This window comes from Streptomyces sp. AK010 (genome assembly GCF_014207295.1).
Classification (GTDB): Bacteria; Actinomycetota; Actinomycetes; order Streptomycetales; family Streptomycetaceae; genus Streptomyces; species Streptomyces massasporeus.
In genome coordinates this window covers 231,536-250,213 of sequence record NZ_JACHCX010000009.1, presented here as the reverse complement: position 1 = coordinate 250,213, position 18,678 = coordinate 231,536, and the positions used below count along the sequence as shown (strand labels likewise).

General features: G+C 72.1%; 10 protein-coding genes. 2 read left to right on the top strand and 8 right to left on the bottom strand.

The genetic code is table 11. The features are described from left to right. Window positions 1-43 precede the first annotated feature (43 nt). From HDC93_RS19555 to HDC93_RS19535, 5 genes are all read right to left on the bottom strand, one after another. Window positions 44-2,026, bottom strand: coding sequence for a beta-galactosidase (locus HDC93_RS19555; RefSeq protein ID WP_185012174.1), 1,983 nt, complete (start codon window positions 2,024-2,026; stop codon window positions 44-46). Beyond that, a complete protein-coding gene (locus HDC93_RS19550; protein ID WP_185012173.1) occupies window positions 2,023-4,224 on the bottom strand; it encodes a 1,4-beta-glucanase in 2,202 nt (733 codons plus the stop codon). The genes HDC93_RS19555 and HDC93_RS19550 overlap by 4 nt, the downstream gene beginning before the upstream one ends. A gap of 113 nt (window positions 4,225-4,337) precedes the next feature. Beyond that, window positions 4,338-5,288 carry a carbohydrate ABC transporter permease gene (locus HDC93_RS19545; protein ID WP_185012172.1) on the bottom strand — a complete coding sequence of 317 codons (951 nt, stop codon included), beginning with the start codon at window positions 5,286-5,288 and terminating at the stop codon, window positions 4,338-4,340. After that, entirely contained in the window at window positions 5,285-6,322 is a 1,038-nt protein-coding gene (locus HDC93_RS19540; protein WP_185012171.1) for an ABC transporter permease subunit, read from the bottom strand. The genes HDC93_RS19545 and HDC93_RS19540 overlap by 4 nt, the downstream gene beginning before the upstream one ends. A gap of 26 nt (window positions 6,323-6,348) precedes the next feature. Beyond that, window positions 6,349-8,031, bottom strand: a complete 1,683-nt coding sequence (locus tag HDC93_RS19535; protein ID WP_185012170.1) for an extracellular solute-binding protein — start codon at window positions 8,029-8,031, stop codon at window positions 6,349-6,351. 325 nt (window positions 8,032-8,356) lie between these two features. Here HDC93_RS19535 and HDC93_RS19530 point away from each other — a divergent pair, with 325 nt between their 5' ends. Beyond that, on the top strand, window positions 8,357-11,194 hold the full coding sequence (locus tag HDC93_RS19530; protein ID WP_185012169.1) for a glycoside hydrolase family 3 C-terminal domain-containing protein: 2,838 nt from the start codon (window positions 8,357-8,359) through the stop codon (window positions 11,192-11,194). Between the two features lie 120 nt (window positions 11,195-11,314). Here the strand turns inward: HDC93_RS19530 and HDC93_RS19525 are convergent, their stop codons facing one another. The 3 genes from HDC93_RS19525 to HDC93_RS19515 form a co-directional block, all read right to left on the bottom strand. Then, on the bottom strand, window positions 11,315-12,760 hold the full coding sequence (locus HDC93_RS19525; protein WP_185012168.1) for an aldehyde dehydrogenase family protein: 1,446 nt from the start codon (window positions 12,758-12,760) through the stop codon (window positions 11,315-11,317). A gap of 122 nt (window positions 12,761-12,882) precedes the next feature. Then, window positions 12,883-14,553 (bottom strand): PucR family transcriptional regulator, encoded by a 1,671-nt coding sequence (locus HDC93_RS19520; RefSeq protein ID WP_185012167.1) that lies wholly within the window; start codon window positions 14,551-14,553, stop codon window positions 12,883-12,885. A gap of 119 nt (window positions 14,554-14,672) precedes the next feature. Next, entirely contained in the window at window positions 14,673-16,805 is a 2,133-nt protein-coding gene (locus HDC93_RS19515; protein ID WP_185012166.1) for an ATP-binding protein, read from the bottom strand. A 251-nt stretch (window positions 16,806-17,056) separates the two neighbouring features. On the opposite strand from HDC93_RS19515, the gene gabT reads away from it, so the two are divergent. Then, the gene (gabT, locus tag HDC93_RS19510; protein WP_185012165.1) at window positions 17,057-18,391 is read left to right on the top strand and encodes a 4-aminobutyrate--2-oxoglutarate transaminase; all 1,335 of its coding nucleotides are present in this window, start codon (window positions 17,057-17,059) and stop codon (window positions 18,389-18,391) included. The last annotated feature ends 287 nt before the right edge of the window (window positions 18,392-18,678 follow it).

Here is an 18,678-nt window from a genome sequence, read left to right as displayed (position 1 = left end):
GCCGGGTGCGGCTCCCAGGTGCCGTGGACGGGGGCGGATTCGGTCATGGCCGCAGCACCGCCGCCTCGTAGCGGCCGAGGGTGACCCGGTCGGTGACGTCCGTCCCGGACAGCAGGTCGCGGTGGGTGCCGGGCACCTCGACGGTCACCGGCTCGCGGCCGTGGTTGAGCACGAACAGCACCTCGCCGCGCCGCACGGCCTCCACCTGCTCGGGGAGAGCGTCGAGCACCGGCCGGACGCCCGCACCCGCGGCGATCGACGCCAGCAGGTCGCGCAGCGCCTCGGGCTCCGGGAGCGTGGAGACGTACCAGGCCCGGCCCTTGCGCAGGAGGGCGGGCAGGCCGTCGAGTTCGCCGCCCTGGTAGGGGACGGTCTCGTCGGCGGTACCGTCCGGCTCCAGTTCCTCGGACCACAGGGTGCCCCGGAAGCCCTCGCAGGCGACCGTCTCCCCCGCGTCCAGCGGCCACCACTCGTGCAGCGTGCGGATGCCGAACAGCTCGCGCAGCCGGACGTCCATGCCTCCGGGGCGGACGCGGTCGTCCTGGTCGGCGACGCCGGTCTGGAAGCCGCAGACGAGGGTGCCGCCCTGCCGTACGTAGGCGAGGAGGTTGTCGGTCGCGGCGTCGGTGAGGGAGTACAGCTGCGGCACGACGACCAGCGCATACGGCGTCAGGTCGTGCTCGGGGTGGGCGAAGTCGGTGGTGAGGTGCGCCTGCCACAGGGCCCGGTGCCAGGCGCGCAGGACGTCCGGGTGCTCCACCAGGCCGGACAGGCGGCCGTCCTGGGCGCCGGCCCACCAGGCGTGCCAGTCGTGCAGGACGGCGACGTTCGCGGTGAGGTGCCGGCCGGTCACCTCGGGGGCGATCCGCTCCAGGTCGGCGCCGAGCCGCTTGACCTCCTGGTACGTCCGGCCCTCCTCCCCCGCGTGGCTGACCATGCCGGAGTGGAACTTCTCCGCGCCCTGCCGGGACTGCCGCCACTGGAAGTAGCAGACGGCGTCGGCTCCCCGGGCCACGGCCTGGAGGGACCAGAGCCGGTTGAGGCCGCGCGGCTTGGGGTGGTTCACGCCCCGCCAGTTGACCGGCCCGGCCGCCTGCTCCATCAGCATCCAGGGCCCGCGCGCCTGGGAGCGGGTCATGTCCTGGACCAGGGCGCCGTTCTGCGCGCCGAGGGGGTCGCGCGGGTCGGGGTAGAGGTCGACGGAGACGACGTCCTCCTCCTCGGCCCAGCGCCAGGCGTCCTGCCCGAACCACAGCGGCATGAAGTTGCTGGTGACCGGCAGATGCGGGGTGTGCCGCCGGACGATGTCCCGCTCGGCGGTGTAACACTCCAGAAGCATGTCGGAGGTGAAGCGGCGGAAGTCCAGGACCTGGCCGGGGTTGCGCATGTAATGGGGCAGGCGGGGCGGCAGGATGCCGTCCCAGGTGTCGTAGCCCTGGCTCCAGAAGGCGGTGCCCCAGGCCTCGTTGAGGGCGTCGAGCGAGCCGTACCGCTCGCGCAGCCACCGCCGGAAGGAGGCGGCGGCCTCGTCGCCGAAGTCGACGGTGCAGTACTCGTTGTTGATGTGCCACATCGTCAGGGCCGGGTGGTCGCCGTAGCGGGCGGCCAGGTCCTCGGTGATGGCGGCGGCGTAGCGCCGGTAGGTGGCGCTGGAGTGCGAGAAGTGCTGCCGGCCGCCCCACCACTCGGTGCGTCCGTCCTCGGTGACGGGCAGGGTGTCGGGGTGCAGCCGGCCCATCCAGGGCGGGGGCGAGGAGGTCGGGGTGGCGAGGACGACGCCGATGCCGCCCGCGTGCATCAGGTCCATCAGCGTGTCCAGCCAGCCGAACTCCCGGGCTCCCGGCTCGGGTTCCAGCTTCGACCAGGAGAAGACGCCGAGGGTGACCGAGTTGACGCCGGCGGCCTTCATCAGCCGGACGTCCTTGTCCCAGGTCTCCTCGGGCCACTGCTCCGGGTTGTAGTCCCCTCCGAAGAGGAGCCGGCCCCGGGTGGCGTCGCTCAGGCCGGGTCGTTTCCGCACGGTCATCGGGCGGGCTCCCCGTACTGCACGCCGCGTCCGTTGGTGGCGATGTAGACCCGGCCGTGGACGCGCGGGTCGCCGGTGATGGCGGCGCCGATCCAGCCCCACTGGTGCCGGTCGTCGTTGATCCTGGTCCAGGACTTCGCCTCGTCGTCCGAGCGGTACACGGCCGTGTCGGTCTCCGTGGCACCGACCATGTAGACCGCCGGGTAGGAGGCGCCCTCGGCCGCCCTGCCGAAGCCGAGGGTGTACGAGGCCCGGCAACTGGCGACCTTGGTGAAGGTCGCACCGCCGTCGGTCGAGCGGTACAGCCCGTTCCACTTGAGGCTCAGCCACAGGTCACCGGAGCGCCCGGGCGCCGCGACCAGCTGGAACTCGGTGTCGCCGGAGTCCAGGCCGGTGGCCCGCGCGGTGAAGGTCCGGCCGGTGTCGGTGCTGGCGTAGAGCGTGCCGGTGGTGGTGTCGAAGGCGTGGAAGCGGGTCGGGTCGACGGGGTCCGCCACGGGCACGGCGCCCTTCGGGAAGGAGGCGACCTCGGACCAGCCGGCACCGTTGTCCGCCGAGCGGTACGCCGGGTTGGCGGTGCCGAAGGACCACAGGAGCACGCTGCCGTCGGCGTTGGTGGCGATCGGGCCGGGCGCGGACTTGGCCACGTCCGGCTGGGCCGTGAAGGGCGCCCAGGTCCTGCCGCCGTCGTTCGAGAAGGCGCCGTTGCCGTTGTCGCCCCAGCCGGCCCGGACCACGTAGGACGGCTTGGCCGGGGCCAGCGACAGGCCCGTCGCCGTACCGAACACCGGGTTCGACGCCATGCCGCGGGACGGCGATGCCGTGAGCCGCTCGTGGTACATCACGCCGATGTCCCCGGATCCGCTGAGCAAGTGGGCCTCGCCGCTCGGGGGCGAGATCAACTGGCGTACGGACGCCTCTTCCACCCCGCGGATCTGCGGGGCCCAGTGCTTGAGGTCGCGGGTGCCGTAGAGGGTGGCGCCGGTGCCGTAGACCACGTGCCGGGAGTCGTACGGGTCGAGCCCGACGGCCTGGATCCACCAGCCGAACTTGGGCTTGTCGGCGCCCCACTTGAGGTAGGGCGTCTCGGAGACGTCGAGGACGGCCTTGTCCTTCAGGGATGTCCAGGAGCGGCCGCCGTCGGTGGTCCGGTACAGGGTGTCGACCAGCGACCAGCGGTTGTTGGTGGAGACGACCACGGTCCCCGGGTGGCGGGCGTCAACAGCGACACCGCCGTAGCCGAAGGAGTCGGTCCCGCCGTCGCCCGTCGCCCCGCCGGGCTTGACGGGCGTGACCTCGCTCCACTTCCCGGTGGTCGTACGCAGCTTGTGCACGCTGCCGTCGGACTGGCCGTTGGGTCCCGGCGCGTTGGCGTACGTCACGTACAGCTCGCGGGTGTGCCGGTCGTACGCGGCCCGGACGGGGACCTTGGCGGCGGTGCCGGTGGGCCGGCCGGGTACGGCCTCCCAGGTGGTACCGTCGGCGGTTCTGTAGAGGTTCGCGGAGGTGCCGTCGGAGTCGCCCCAGCCGGCGTAGACGCTGCGACCCGCGGCGACCAGGAGCGTGATGCCCTGGCCGGTGGCGCCGGGGACGGCCGGGAAGCTCGCGGCCTTCCATGTGACGCCCCGGTCGGTGGACTTGAGCAGCCCGTCGTGCCGGGTGCCGAGCCACAGGGTGTCGCTGTCCCGCGGATCGACGAGCAGCCGCTCTCCGCAGCCCCGGCCGTCCTCGTTGGCGCCGAGCTTCACGGTGAGGTCGGTGCGCTGCCAGGTCGCGCCACGGTCCTCGGACCGCAGCACGGCCCCGTTGCCGGCCCAGGGCTGCGCGTAGGTGCCGAGGGAGAGGTAGACCCGGTCCGGATGCGCCGGGTCGACGGCCATGGCCTCTACGCCCAGCAGGTTCCAGTCGTCCCAGCCGAGGTGGTCGGTGAGCGGGATCCACCGGCCGCTCCGGTCGTCCCAGCGGTAGGCACCGCCGATGTCGGTGCGGAGGTAGGCGAGCCCGCGCACGGACGGGTGGAACAGCACCCCGGTGATGAATCCGGTGCCGCCCTGGACCGCGTTGCGCCAGCGGTATCCGCTCGTCGCGGGCGTGGCGGCGGCTTGTGCCCGCCCCTGGGTCAGCGGCAGGGAGACGGCCGCGGCGGCGACCGCGGTCCCGGCGAGAACGGAACGCCTGGAGAGGCTGGACGCATGCATGACACATACCTCGTCGTTCTGAAGGGAGGGGGGAAGCGCCCCGAAGGGGCGCGGGGAACTGCGCGACAAGCCACGAGGCAGCCGCGGCCGACGGCCGGCCGACAGCCCTACGGTCAGCCCTTGACGGCCCCGGTGAGCATGCCCTTCTTGAAGTGCTTCTGGACGAACGGCGAGATCACGGCGACCGGCAGCAACGCCATCACCATCACGGCCATCTGGATCGCCAGCGCGGAGATCTGCCCGGTCTTGATCGCCTGGCTCACCCCGACCGGCGCCTCCTGCTTCTGCACCAGCTGGATCATGACGTTCTGCAGTGGCATCATGCTCTGGTCGCTGAGGTAGATCGACGCGTTGAACCAGGCGCTCCAGTAGCCCACCGCGTAGAACAGCGTGATCACCGCGATGACGGCCCGCGAGAGCGGTAGGACGATCTGCCGGAGGATCCGCCAGTCTCCCGCCCCGTCGATCCGCGCACTGTCGACGAGCTCCGGCGAGATGTTCATGAAGAACGCCCGCAGCACCAGGATGTTGAAGACGCTGACCGCACTCGGCAGGATCAGCGCGAGATACGAGTCGGTCAGTCCCAGCGACTGCACCAGCAGATACGTGGGGATGAGACCGGCCCCGAAGAACATCGTCGCGAGCAGGGTCATCAGCAGCCAGCGGTGACCCAGCGACCCGCTGCGGGACAGGCCGTAGGCGGCCAGCACCGACACCGTCATGGAGAACACCGTGCCGACGAGGGTGACGCACACGCTGACGATCGCGGCCCGGGTCACCTGCCCGCCGCTCAGCAGTTCCTGATAGGCGACGAAGGTGACGCCCTTCGGGATCACCACCAGGCCGCCGGCCGCGTTGATGGTCTGCTTCGAGGACAGGCTGGTGACGATGACGATCCACAGCGGGAAGAGCACCGCGAGGCACGCGCCGGCCAGGACGACGCCCTTGGCCGCGACCCCGGCCTTGCTGGGATCCTCCTCCCAGACAGGCCGCGGCGGGGCCTCCCAGAAGCGGGGTTCGCGCGCCGCCTCGTCGAAGGCGGCCTTGTCGATGACGGCGGTCACTTCTTGTACACCCCCTGCTCGCCCATGAAGTGGGCCACCTTGTTCGCGGCGAGGACGAGCGCCACGCTCACCAGGCCCTTGATCAGGCCGGCCGCCGCCGCGTAGCTGAAGTCCTGGTTGCGGACGCCGTTCCACCACACATAGGTGTCGAGGACCTCCGCCGCCCCCGTTCCCACCGCGTCGCGTTGCAGCAGGATCTGCTCGAAGCCGACGGTCAGCGCGTCACCGACGCGCAGCACCAGCAGCAGGGCGATCACGGGCCGCAGCGCGGGCAGCGTGACGTGCCACATCCGGCGCCGGCGCCCGGCCCCGTCCATGGCCGCCGCCTCGTAGAGGTCGGGGCTCACGGAGGCGAGTGCGGCGAGGAAGACGATGACGCCCCAGCCCGCGTCCTTCCAGACGCCCTCCGACGTCACCAGGAACTTGAAGATCCCCGGGTCGGTCATGAGGTCGAAGCCCTCGTAGCCGTGCTGTCGGAGGGTCTGCGCGATGATGCCCGCCCCGCCGAAGATCTGCTGGAAGACGGTGATCACCAGCACCCAGGAGAAGAAGTGCGGCAGGTAGAGGATCGCCTGCGACACCGCCCGGATCCGGGGCCTGAGCACGCTGTTGATGAGCAGCGCGAGCACGATCGGGATGGGGAAGAACAGCACCAGCTGGAGGCCGAACAGCACGAGCGTGTTCCGTACGGCGTCCCAGAACGCCGAGTCCGCGAAGATCCGCTGGAACTGCTCGACGCCCACCCAGGGGCTCTCCAGCATCGCGACGAAGCCGTTGTCGCTGACGTAGGGGTCGTACTCCTGGAAGGCGACGACATTGCCCAGGATCGGGATGTAGTTGAAGACCAATACGAGCGCGACGGCCGGCAGGGTCATCAGGATCAGCGTGCGGTCGCGGCGGAACCGCAGCCTGAGGCTCAGCCTGCCGGAGCGTTTCCTCTTCCCCGGCCGCTGCCCGGTGGCGTCCGCCGCCCTGGACGCCGTCCCGGTGGTCTCCGCCTCGGCCCTGCTGCGCGGCACCGTGCTGTTGGACACGGATGTCTCCTTGCCTCAGCGCCGGGTCACTGCGCCGAACCGTTGGTGTCGTGCAGCTTCTGGTACCAGTCCCGCAGCTTGTCGCCGCCCTGCTTCTTCCAGTCGGAGACGGCCTGCTGCACATCGCTGATCTTCTTGCGGCCGCGGACGGTGTCGTCCTCCAGCTGCTCGAAGTCGTTGGAGAGGTTGGTGTAGCGCGCCGGTTCGGTGATCTGCATGCCCCAGAAGGTGGACTTCTTGGTGAAGGCGCCCATCCGCTGCTGCCACTCCACCTGCTCCTTCGCGATCTCCGGCAGGTCCGGATGCGCGATGGTCGGAGCCGGGCTGGCGAGCATCACATAGGCGTTGATGACCTCCTGGTTGCCCTTGTCGTTCTTGGTGGGCACCCCGTCCTTGACGGTGTAGTGCGTGCCCTCCACCCCGTAGTTGGTGAGCATGTACTCCTTGGTGCCGTACGGGGCGGCGGTGACGTTGGCGGCGGCCAGGACGTCCTCGACGACGGCCTTGGAGGCCTTCTTGTTGACGAAGGCGAAGATGCCCGCGGGCGAGCCGGCCCACAGCGTGGGGTCGCCGCCGTCGGCGCCGAAGATGTCCATGCCGCAGATGCGGAAGTCGGTCTTCTGGCCCGCCTGCTCGGCCATCTTGCCCCACCAGTCCGAGATGTTCTGGTTGTACATCAGGACCTGACCGGCGGTGAACCGGTCGCCCGCGGTGCCCTGGACCGCCTTCGCGTCGGGGTGGACCACACCCGCCGCGTACAGCTTGCGCGTCCACTCCAGCGATTCGAGGTACTCCTCGGTCTCGACCCGGTAGACCATCCTGCCGTCGGCCAGGTTCCAGCCGAGCGGCTTCTCGCTGCCGGAGAGCACACCGAAGAACTCGAAGGCGGACCACTTCATGTCGTCGCAGGCCCACACCTTGGCCTTGGGCCGGCTGATCTCCTTGGCGAGGGCGAGGAACTCGTCCGGGGACTTGGGGAGTTCGTAGCCCTCCTTGTCGAAGACGTCCTTGCGGTAGAAGGGCACGATGCCGGGCACGGCGGGGGCTGGCTGGGGCAGACCGCGCAGCTTGCCGCCGAAGATGGAGTACTGCCAGGCGCCGCTCGGAATGGCCGCGAGGTTCGGGTACTTCTTGATCGCGTCCCCGGACAGGTACGGGCCGAGGTCGGCGAACTTGCTGATGATGGCGCTGGGTATCTTGCCGCCCATGTTCCAGCTGGGAATGACCACGACGTCCGGCAGGTCGCTGGAGGCGAGCACCGCGCCCAGCTTCTCGTCGTAGGTGTTGCCGTCCTGGTTCTGCCAGGCGATGTCGACGCCGATCAGGTCGTTCATCGCCGTGTAGTAGGCGTTGTCGCCCTTCGGCGGCGTGCCCCAGAACGGCGACATGATCTTGATGCGGCTGCCCTTGCCGAGCTTCTTCGGGACCGAGGTCTTGAGGTCGGCCAGGTCGAGCCTGCCGGTGAAGCCCATGGCCGAGCCGTTCTTGGACGGGATGTCCGGCGAGACCACGTTGCTCGCGACGTAGGCCGGCAGCAGCTTCTTGGCGCTCTTGCCGGACGTCGTGCCGTCCTTCGAGCCGCCGTCCGAACCGCCGCAGGCGGCGAGCAGCGGCATCCCGCCGGCCACGGCCGCGGTGGCGACCGCCGTAGAGGCGAGGAAACTTCTCCGGCTCGGACCGGAGGAGGCGGAGGCGGCGTTCGGCGTCATTGCGTCAACCCTTCATGGCACACCAGGACACCCGGCGGAGAGCCGTCGGCTGCGGTGTCTCGAGTGGAACTGGCTGAGCCGAAGCGAGCTGTCGACCCACCGGGGACTGCCGTAGTCGAAGCGCTTCGATGTTGCTGTGAGGTTAAGTGAACACCCCAGGGCGCACAAGGGTCGTTCGCAAACTTCCTCCGCCGCGCGAGAAGGGACCTTTCCTCATGCACTGCTTGAAGTCATGGTGCTGCTCCCTTGACACTCGGCCTCTCGGCAACTCAGCATCGAAGCGCTTCGAAAGCGCCTCCACGATCCATCGCAAGGGGATCCCCACGTGACCGCACACACCCCATCCACCGAACCGTTCCGTGATCCGCAACTGCCGTTCGCGAAGCGGATCGACGACCTCCTGTCCCGGCTCACGCCTCAGGAGAAGACCGCGTTCCTGCACCAGTTCGCGCCGGCCGTCGAACGACTCGGCGTCGCCGCCTTCCGCACCGGCCAGGAGGCCCTGCACGGCGTGGCGTGGATGGGCCCGGCGACGGTGTTCCCGCAGGCGGTCGGCCTCGGTGCCACCTGGAACCCGGAGCTGGTGCGGCGCGTCGGCGACGCGGTGTCCCGGGAGATCCGCGCGATGCGCGCCAAGGACGACCGGGTCGGCCTGAACGTCTGGTCCCCGACGGTCAACCTGCTGCGCCACCCGCTGTGGGGCCGCAACGAGGAGGGCTACTCGGAGGACCCGAAGCTCACCTCCGCGATCGCCACGGCCTACACGCACGGTCTGCGCGGCGAGCACCCCACCTACTGGCGCACCGCGCCGGTGCTGAAGCACTGGCTGGCCCACAACAACGAGACGGACCGCTCCACGACGTCGAGCTCCGTGCGCCCGCGCGTGCTGCACGAGTACGACTTGCGGGCCTTCCGCGACACCGTGGAGGCGGGCGCGGTGGCCGGGGTGATGCCGGCGTACAACCTGGTCAACGGGCGCCCCAACCACGTCTCCCCGTACCTGGCCGAGCACCTGCGGACCTGGACCGAGGAGGAACTGCTGGTCTGCTCGGACGCGGGGGCGCCGAGCAACCTGGTCGACTCCGAGCACTACTTCGACACCCACGAGGAGGCCACCGCCGCCGCCCTCGTCGCGGGTGTCGACAGCTTCACCGACCACGGCACGGACTCCTCGCAGATCATCGGGCGGGTGCGCGGCGCCCTGGAGCGCGGCCTGCTGACCGAGGCCGATCTCGACACGGCCGTCCGCCGTCAGCTGTCGGTGCGTTTCCGGCTCGGCGAGTTCGACCCGAGCCACGACCCGCACGACGCGACCGGCGAGTTCGACACCCCGGCGCACCGCGCCCTCGCCCAGGAGGCCGCCGAGCAGGCGATCGTGCTGCTCAAGAACGACGGGGTGCTGCCGCTCGCCCCGGACACCCGGATCGCCGTGGTGGGCCTGCTCGCCGACGAGTGCAAGCTCGACTGGTACAGCGGCGCGCTCATCCACCGCTCGACCCCGCTGGAGGGCCTGTACGAGCGGTTCGGCGCGGAGCGCGTGGAGTTCGCGGAGGGTGTGGACCGGGTCCGGCTGAAGACCTCCACGGGGGCGTTCCTGCACGTGCCGGCGGCCGAGGGGGTCGCCGGCGAGGTGCGCGGCGCCGAGGGCGCGCTCGACCCGGCGCTGCTCAGGGGCCGCACCGACCTGCCCGTGCTCACGACCGACGCCACCGGCACCGAGCTGGCGCTCGCAGACTGGGGCGAGGGCGTGCTGACCCTGCGCGCCCCGGACGGCCGCTATCTCTCGGTCGCCGACGACGGCTGCCTGCGCGCCTCCGCCGACCAGCCGGGCGGCTGGTTCGTGCAGGAGACGTTCCGCCTGCAACCGCATGGGAGCGGGCACCTCCTGAAGCACCTGGGGACGGGTCGGCACGTGTGTGTCTCCGCCGACGGCGTGAAGGTTGCCGACGAGGATCCCGAGGTCTTCGAGCTGGTCGTCGCCGAGCGCGGCGAGGAGGCGGTGGCGCGTGCCGCCGCCGCGGCCGACATCGTCGTGGTGGTCGCGGGCAACGACCCGCACATCAACGGCCGCGAGACCGAGGACCGTACGACCCTGCGCCTGCCCGGGCAGCAGGAGCGGCTGCTGCGGGCGGCCCGCGCGGCGAACCCGGCCACCGTGCTGGCGCTGGTGGCCGCCTACCCGTACGCCGTCGACCCCGCCGAGCTCCCGGCGGTGCTGTGGACCGCGCACGGCGGGCAGGCGGCCGGCACCGCCCTGGCCCGTGTCCTGGCCGGCGACGTCTCCCCCGCCGGCCGCCTCCCGCAGACCTGGTACGCCGACGACGCCGACCTGCCCGGTCTCCTCGACTACGACGTGATCGGCGCCCGCCAGACGTATCTGTACTTCGAGGGCACCCCCCTGTTCCCCTTCGGGCACGGCCTGTCGTACGCCTCCTTCGCGTACGGCGACCTGACGGCCCGGGTCGAGGGCGAGGCGGTGCGGGTCTCCTTCTCGGTCACCAACACCGGTGACGTGACGGCCGACGAGGTGGCCCAGCTCTACGCCCGGGCCGTCGACGCCTCGGTGCCGCGTCCGCGCCGCGAGCTGCTCGACCACCGCCGTGTCACGCTCGCCCCGGGGGAAACGGCCGAGCTGGGCTTCGAGGTCCCCCTGACCGCGTTCGCGTTCTGGGACGTCGCCCAGGACCGGTGGCGCGTGGAGCCGGGCGGGTACGAGCTGCTGGCCGGGGCGTCCAGCGAGGACGTCCGGCTGCGGACGACGGTCACGCTCGACGGCGAGCCGACCCTGCCGCGCGCGGTCCTCGCGACCGGCCTGGCCGCGGCCGGGTTCGACGAGCAGCGGGGCATCGCGATCGTCGACCGGACGAAGGTCTCGGGCGACGCGGTGACTCCGGCGGGCCCGGAGCCGGGCGAACTGGCCTACCACGCCTGCGACTTCGGCCAGGGCATCTGCGAGGTGACGGTGGAGGTGGCCGGCGAGGGCACGGTCGAGCTGTCCCTCGACGGCGGCCCCGCGCTCGCGGTGCTGTCGCCCGCCGCACCGACCTCGGGTCCGTACGACTACGTCTCGCTCAGCGCGTCGGTCGCCGCCGCGGGCGTCCACGACGTGCACCTCAGGCTGCGCGGCCCGCTGCGGCTCGCGCACGTCGGCTTCTCCGGTTGAGGGTCCGGAGCAGGCCGGCGTAAAGAAGGGGCCCGGCACCGGAAGGCATCGGTGCCGGGCCTCCTCGCAGAGGTTATATGAAAATGGTTTCCATAAGCCAGAGGGTGGGTCGGATGTGCGTCAGAGATCGATGCCGGTGAGGACCAGCACCCGCTCGTACGTGTAGTCCTCCATGGCGAACCGCACGCCCTCGCGGCCCACGCCGGACTGCTTGACGCCGCCGTACGGCATCTGGTCGGCACGGTAGGACGGCACGTCACCGATGACCACGCCGCCGACCTCGAGGGCGCGGTGGGCGCGGAACGCGGTCTGGAGGTCGTGGGTGAACACGCCCGCCTGGAGGCCGTACTTGGAGTCGTTGACGGCGGCGAAGGCCGCGGCCTCGCCGTCCGCCTTCTGCACGGTCAGCACCGGCCCGAAGACCTCCTCGCAGGAGATCGTCGCGTCGCCCGGGACCTCGGCCAGGACGGTCGGCGCGTAGGAGGCGCCGTCGCGCTTGCCGCCGGTGAGCAGCTGCGCCCCGGCGTCCACGGCCTCCTGGACCCACGTCTCGACGCGCCGGGCGGCGTCCTCGCTGACCAGCGGGCCGACGTCGGTCTTGTCGTCGCTCGGGTCGCCGGTGACCTGGGCCTCGACGGCGGCGACGATGCGCGGCAGCAGCCGGTCGTACACCGAGGCGTCGGCGATGACCCGCTGCACGGAGATGCAGGACTGGCCGCCCTGGTAGTTGGAGAAGGTGGCGATGCGGTTCGCCGCCCGGTCCAGGTCCTCGTCGCTCGCCCAGTCGGCGAGGACGACGGCCGCGCCGTTGCCGCCCAGCTCCAGGGTGCAGTGCTTGCGCGGCACCGAGTCCATGATCGCGTAGCCGACCTTCTCGGAGCCCGTGAAGGAGATGACGGGCAGGCGCTCGTCCTGCACCAGGGCCGGCATCTTGTCGTTGGCGACCGGCAGGATGCTCCAGGAGCCGGCGGGCAGCTCGGTCTCGGCCAGCAGGTCGCCGATGATCAGGCCGGACAACGGAGTCGCCGGGGCCGGCTTGAGGATGATCGGGGCGCCGGCGGCGATGGCCGGGGCGATCTTGTGGGCGCAGAGGTTCAGCGGGAAGTTGAACGGCGCGATGCCGAGCACGACGCCCTTCGGGAAGCGGCGGGTGAGGGCGAGCCGGCCCTGGCCGCCGAGGTCGGTGTCGAGGCGCTGGGCCTCGCCGCCGTTGAACCGCCGGGCCTCCTCGGCCGCGAACCGGAACACGGACACGGCCCGGCCGACCTCGCCGCGCGCCCACTTCAGGGGCTTGCCGTTCTCGGCGGAGATCAGCTGCGCGATCTCCTCGGTGCGCTCGGCGAGGCGCTTGCTGACGTGGTCGAGGGCGGCGGCCCGCACATGGGCGGGGGTGGCGGCGAACTCGTCCAGGACGGCGTGCGCGGCCGCCACGGCCTCCTCGACCTGCGCGTCGGTCGGCAGGCTCACCGTGCCGACGAGCCGCCCGTCCCAGGGGGAGGTGACGTCGAAGGTGTCCTCGCCGGTGGCCTGGCGGCCGGCGAGCCAGAAGGCGTGGGTGGAGGTCATGTGGGTTCCGGCCCTTCGGCGTTGGGGGTGATCCTGTTCTACCGGACCAACGGTAGGCGCGAGGTGGCCGAAGGGCGTTTGTCCGGGCCGTAGCAGTGCGGGACGCCGACACTACGGTTTGGCTACTCGGTACTGCTCGCCTTCAGGGCCAGCCACAGCTCCATCCGGACGTCCGGGTCGTCCAGGGACCGGCCGAGGATCTCCTCGACCCGGCGCATGCGGTAGCGCAGGGTGTGCCGGTGGACGCCGAGGTCGGCCGCCGCCGCGTCCCACTGGCCGTGCCTGGACAGCCAGGCGCGCAGGGAGGCCACGAGGTCGCCGCGGCCCGTGGCGTCGTGCTCGTACAGCGGCCGCAGCATGCCGTCGGCGAAGGCCCGTACGGCGTCGTCCGCGAGCAGCGGCAGCACCGATCCGGCCGCCATCCGCTCGTGCTCCACGAGGACGCGTCCACGCCGCCGCGCCACCGACAGCGCCTGTTCGGCCTGCTTGTAGGCGGCGGACGCGGCGATCGGCCCGGCCGGTGCCGACAGGCCCACGACCAGTTCACCCTCCTCACCGCCCGGCACCTTCTCGCGTATCCCGGCCCGGGCCGTCTCCAGGGCGGCCGCGTACTCCCCGCAGGCCGCCGCGGCGGCGCCGCGATCCGCCGCCAGCACCACCAGCCGCTCCCCCTCCGGCACCACCAGCACGGCCTCGCCCGCCCGTGCCGCCGCGGACTCCACGACGTCGGCGAGCACCACGAGGGGATCGCCGGTGTCGGTGGCGGCGAGCGCCGCGGCCGAGGGCCGCTCGACGGGCGGAGCGCCCTTGTGCGCCTCGGCCCGGGCCAGCGCGGCCGACACCGACACCGGCACCCGTTCCGCGACCATCATCCGGAACGGCGCGTCCAGCAGCTCGCCGTACAGATCCCCGGCGACCGCGCGCGCGTGGTCCGGCTCCCCGGCCAGCAGCATGCGCAGCACCGCCGCGCCGACCCGCTGCTCGGCCGCCTGGAGGGACCGGGAGCGTTCCGTGGTCAGGGTCAGCAGGGCGATGGCCGAGTGGACGGCGTAGCGCTCGGCGGTGCCCGGGGCGGCGGCCGTGCCGACGGCGAGGGCCGCCCGGGGGCGCCGGCCGGTGCCGATGGTGTGCAGCTCGACCCGGTCCTCGTTCTCCGGTCCGCCGACCACGGAGGAGGCGGGCGCGGGGCGGTCCCGCAGCTTCTGCACGTCACCGGTGAGGCGCGCGGCGCGCCGCCCCGCCCACTCCGGTGCCGTGGCGACGACCGCGCCCGAGGCGTCGTACAGCGCCGCCCATCCGTCGACCTGCGAGGCCAGCGCGGCCAGCAGCCCCTCCGGGCCGCCGGTCTGGGCCTGCCGGGTCAGCTCGCGCTGGGCGGCGAACCCGGCGGTGACGGCCCGGTACTGGTCGGCGGCGATGGCGGCGGACACGGCCTTGCTGATGGCGAGGAACGGCGTGCGGCGCGGCACCTCCAGCAGCGGCAGGCCCTCCTCGTCGGCCGCGTCGACGAGCGCCTTGGGCGTCTCCTCGTAGTTGACGCCGACGGCGAAGCCGAGCCCGACCACTCCGGCCCCGGCCAGCCGCCGGACGTAGCGGCGCATGGCCTCCGGGTCCTCGGCGTCCAGCTTCAGCGCGGTGATCAGCAGCAGCTCCCCGCCCTCCATGTAGGGCACGGGGTCGGCGAGTTCGCTGACGTGCGCCCAGCGCACCGGTACGTCGAGGCGGTCTTCGCCCGCCCGCACGGTCAGCTTCAGCGCGGAGTGGTGGACGAGCGAGGCGAGCGTCGGGGGCATGAGGCCTTCTGCGTCAGGGCTGTGAGATCTCTGTGGTCATTTGGCCGCCGCGTATGAACGACCTGTGACGATTCTGCCTCACCGTACGGTCCCCGCGTACCCGCGCAGGTGGGAAGGGGTCAGCCCCGCAGATCCACCAGCAGCGGAGGCGCGTGCTCGCCCTTGACGTCGGTCAGTGACAGCACCGCGTGCCCCGCCGGCACGGCGTGCGCCAGCTCGGAGGCGGACCAGCGCTCCCGCTCGACCTGCCGCACGGTCACCGCCCGCGCGGTCGGGGCCTTGCCGGTGATCACCCGGCGCAGCATGTGCACGGCCTTGCCCGCCGGGGTCTCCGCGATGATCTGCCGGTCGGTGACGTCGCGGGCCTCGGTCCACTCCTTGCCCCACACCTCGGCGAAGTCCTGCCCGTCCCACGGCGTGAGCCCCGACAGCGCCATCCGGCAGCCGGTCGCGCCGAGCAGCGGCCCGCGCAGTGGCCGGGCCACGTCGTCCAGGGTGCGCAGGGTGAGCACGACCCCGGCGTTGCCGGACCGCAGCCGCTGGATGCCGCGCACGGCCTCGGGCGTCACCACGCCGGTCGCGTCGTCCAGCAGCAGGCAGGCGAACAGCGACCGGTCCTCGCGTACGGCGACGCTGGCCGTGAACTGCGCGAGCACGAGCCGGGCCAGCATCTTGGAGGCGTCGGCGTGCCCGCGCTGGGGCAGGTCGATGCGCACCCGCACCGGGTGGTCCAGGGCCTTGAGCGTGAAGGGCCGGGACTGTCCGGAGGTGTCGAAGAACCCGGCGAAGGCCGGCCGGTCGAGCAGCGCGACGCGATCGCCCAGCACCCCTCCGACGTCCCCGGGCTGCCCCATCTGCCGCTCCCGGGCGTCGAGCTCCCGCAGCAGCGACTCCTGCCCGGCCTCCTGGAGCCCCTGCCGCAGCGCGGCGAACGGCCCCGGCGCGCCGTCGAGCAGCTGCCGCAGCTCCGGTACGGAGGGGAAACGCCCGTGCACGGCCCGGAACGGCCCGAGCAGCTGGGCGAGGACGGTGGTGGAACGGCGGCTGTCGCTGCCGGGGTGCGGGTCGGCGAGGTCCCCGACGAGCGCCTCGGCGAGCACGGCCGCGGCCTCGTCCGGGTCGGTGGTGCCGCCGTACAGGTCGAGGTCGTACTCGGACTCCTGGTTCCCGATCCGCACGACCACGTCATAGGCGTCGGCCGGTCCGAGCCCCGCACCGGCCGCCCCCACGACGACCACGGCGGCCCGCCCGGCGAGGGCGTGCAGGCAGAGCGACTCTGCGAGCGGACGGACGACGGTGCCGGTCTTGCCGGATCCGGCGGGGCCGACGGCAACGAGCGAGGTGCCGAGCAGATCGGGCCCGAGGGCCAGGCCCGTGCCGCGGTAGGCGTACGGATTACGGGCGTCGTCGACGGTGGTCCCGAGCCGCACCTGCCCGGTGACGAGGTCGTGCCGGGCGAGCCGGGCGGGCAGGTCGCGCTCCCCGGAGGGATGGAGGCACGCGGCGGCACCGTCCTTGAGCACGGCGCCGCTGAAGGTGGCGAGGCTGTGCCGTCCGGTGCGCACGCCCTGCCAGGCGCGGAGGATCCGGGCGTGGTCGACGTCCCGCATCAGCCCGGAACGGGCCTCGGTGGCGAGGCGCTCGGCGGCGTCAGCCGCCCCGGCGGCACGTAGTTCGTTCCACTGGGCCGGGTCGTCGTCGGGTGCCGTGCGGGCTTCCTGGGCCTCCGGCCGGCGGAAGCGGGGGGTGACGAAGCGGCGCCACACCTCGCCCCAGCGGCCGAGCCGGGCCGCCCCGATCATGATCCCCAGGGCGACGGTCAGCTCGTAGCCCTGGTAGACGATGAACGTCCCGGTCTCCCCGAGGTCGCCGTCGCCGCCGCGCCAGGCGTCGGGGACGATCAGGTCGAACGGCACCCACCACCAGTTGCCGAGGTACCCGTTCTGCAGCAGCGACCAGACCAGCCATCCCACGAGGAAGGCGATCAGCGCGCCGCTCAGCAGCTGCCGGGTGGGGATCTCCTCGGGTTCCTCCGCGGGCCGCGGCCGGTGCCCGAACCGCCACACGCCCGGCGCGGCGTCGGGGCGCGGCGCGCGCACCCAGGAGAGGAACGCCGATCCGTCCGGCATCGGCGGCGTCGCCGGTGCCCGGGGCGGCCGGGGAGGCATCGCGGGCACCTCCGGCGGCCCCGCCGGGCGCGGCACGGGACTCGCATGTGTACCCCGCGCGTCCTGCGTCCCGTCGCTGTCCATCGCCCTTGCCCCCTGACCAGCCGCTCCGTCCACCATCAGCGAGCCAATCTAACGCCCTCCCCTGGGGAGTTCACCGCATACGCGGCCGGGGCGTGGGCACCACGCCACAAGACGGCCATGTCCACCCCGGACAAGGCGCCCCGCCGACAACGCCCACATGGAGCATGCCCACCCCCCTTCCTCCGCCCTAGCCTGCGAGAAAAGAAGCCAAGCGTCCGTACAGACCATCCGCACCACCCCAGGAGCCCCGCATGACCGCACTTCCGCAGGAGCGCCGCGTCGTCACCGCCATTCCCGGCCCGAAGTCGCAGGAGCTGCAGGCCCGCCGTACCGCGGCGGTCGCGCAGGGCGTGGGGTCCGTGCTGCCCGTGTTCACGGCGCGTGCCGGTGGCGGAATCATCGAGGACGTCGACGGCAACCGGCTGATCGACTTCGGGTCGGGCATCGCCGTGACGTCCGTGGGCGCCTCCGCCGAGGCCGTCGTACGGCGGGCGTCGGCACAGCTCGCCGACTTCACCCACACCTGTTTCATGGTCACGCCCTACGAGGGCTACGTCGAGGTCGCCGAGGCGCTCGCCGGGCTGACCCCCGGTGACCACGCCAAGAAGAGCGCCCTGTTCAACTCCGGCGCCGAGGCCGTCGAGAACGCCGTGAAGATCGCGCGGGCGTACACCAAGCGGCAGGCCGTCGTGGTGTTCGACCACGGCTACCACGGGCGCACCAACCTGACGATGGCGCTGACCGCGAAGAACATGCCGTACAAGCACGGCTTCGGGCCGTTCGCGCCCGAGGTCTACCGGGTGCCGGTGGCGTACGGCTACCGCTGGCCGACCGGGCCCGAGAACGCCGGCCCCGAGGCCGCCGCGCAGGCCATCGACCAGATCAGCAAGCAGGTCGGCGCGGAGAACGTCGCCGCGATCATCATCGAGCCGGTGCTCGGCGAGGGCGGCTTCATCGAGCCGGCCAAGGGCTTCCTGCCGGCGATCAGCAAGTTCGCGCAGGACAACGGCATCGTCTTCGTCGCCGACGAGATCCAGTCGGGCTTCTGCCGCACGGGCCAGTGGTTCGCGTGTGAGGACGAGGGCATCGTCCCGGACCTCATCACGACGGCGAAGGGCATCGCCGGCGGTCTGCCGCTCGCGGCCGTCACCGGTCGCGCCGAGATCATGGACGCCGCGCACGCCGGCGGCCTGGGCGGCACCTACGGCGGCAACCCGGTCGCCTGCGCCGGTGCGCTCGGCTCGATCGAGACGATGAAGGAGCTCGACCTCAACGCCAAGGCGAAGAACATCGAGGCGATCATGAAGGCCCGCCTCGGTGCCATGGCCGAGAAGTTCGAGATCATCGGCGACATCCGGGGCCGCGGCGCCATGATCGCCATCGAGCTGGTCAAGGACCGCGCCACCAAGGAGCCGAACCCGGAGGCGACCGCCGCGCTCGCCAAGGCGTGCCACGCCGAGGGCCTGCTGGTCCTGACCTGTGGCACCTACGGCAACGTGCTCCGCTTCCTGCCCCCGCTTGTCATCGGGGACGACCTGCTGAACGAGGGCCTTGACATCATCGAGCAGGCGTTCTCCCGCGTCTGAGCCCGCGGCGCGCGCATCTGAGCCGGCCTCCGGGCAGGTGAGCCGCCCCGGTTCCTTACCGGGGCGGCGAGCGGCAGAGCGTGTGAAGAAGGTGTGCGAGGTGGATGACAGGGGCCCCCGCGGCCTGTCCTGCGCCCCCGCCCTGTCGTAGGTTCTACCCAGATGAGAGATACACCCCGCCCACAGGGGACTGTGGGTGACATCAGGCCGGGGCCTCCCCAGCTTCGACCTGGTCGTGCCCTCGCGCACACAACCGGAGCCTGAGGCTCTGGATCTCCTCACCGATC

Excerpts from the sequence above, each read along its gene's own strand:
- HDC93_RS19555 (WP_185012174.1), bottom strand. The coding sequence starts at position 2,026 with ATGACCGTGCGGAAACGACCCGGCCTGAGCGACGCCACCCGGGGCCGG.
- HDC93_RS19550 (WP_185012173.1), bottom strand. The coding sequence starts at position 4,224 with ATGCATGCGTCCAGCCTCTCCAGGCGTTCCGTTCTCGCCGGGACCGCG.
- HDC93_RS19535 (WP_185012170.1), bottom strand. The coding sequence starts at position 8,031 with ATGACGCCGAACGCCGCCTCCGCCTCCTCCGGTCCGAGCCGGAGAAGT.
- HDC93_RS19525 (WP_185012168.1), bottom strand. The coding sequence starts at position 12,760 with ATGACCTCCACCCACGCCTTCTGGCTCGCCGGCCGCCAGGCCACCGGC.
- HDC93_RS19520 (WP_185012167.1), bottom strand. The coding sequence starts at position 14,553 with ATGCCCCCGACGCTCGCCTCGCTCGTCCACCACTCCGCGCTGAAGCTG.
- HDC93_RS19515 (WP_185012166.1), bottom strand. The coding sequence starts at position 16,805 with ATGGACAGCGACGGGACGCAGGACGCGCGGGGTACACATGCGAGTCCC.
- gabT (WP_185012165.1), top strand. The coding sequence starts at position 17,057 with ATGACCGCACTTCCGCAGGAGCGCCGCGTCGTCACCGCCATTCCCGGC.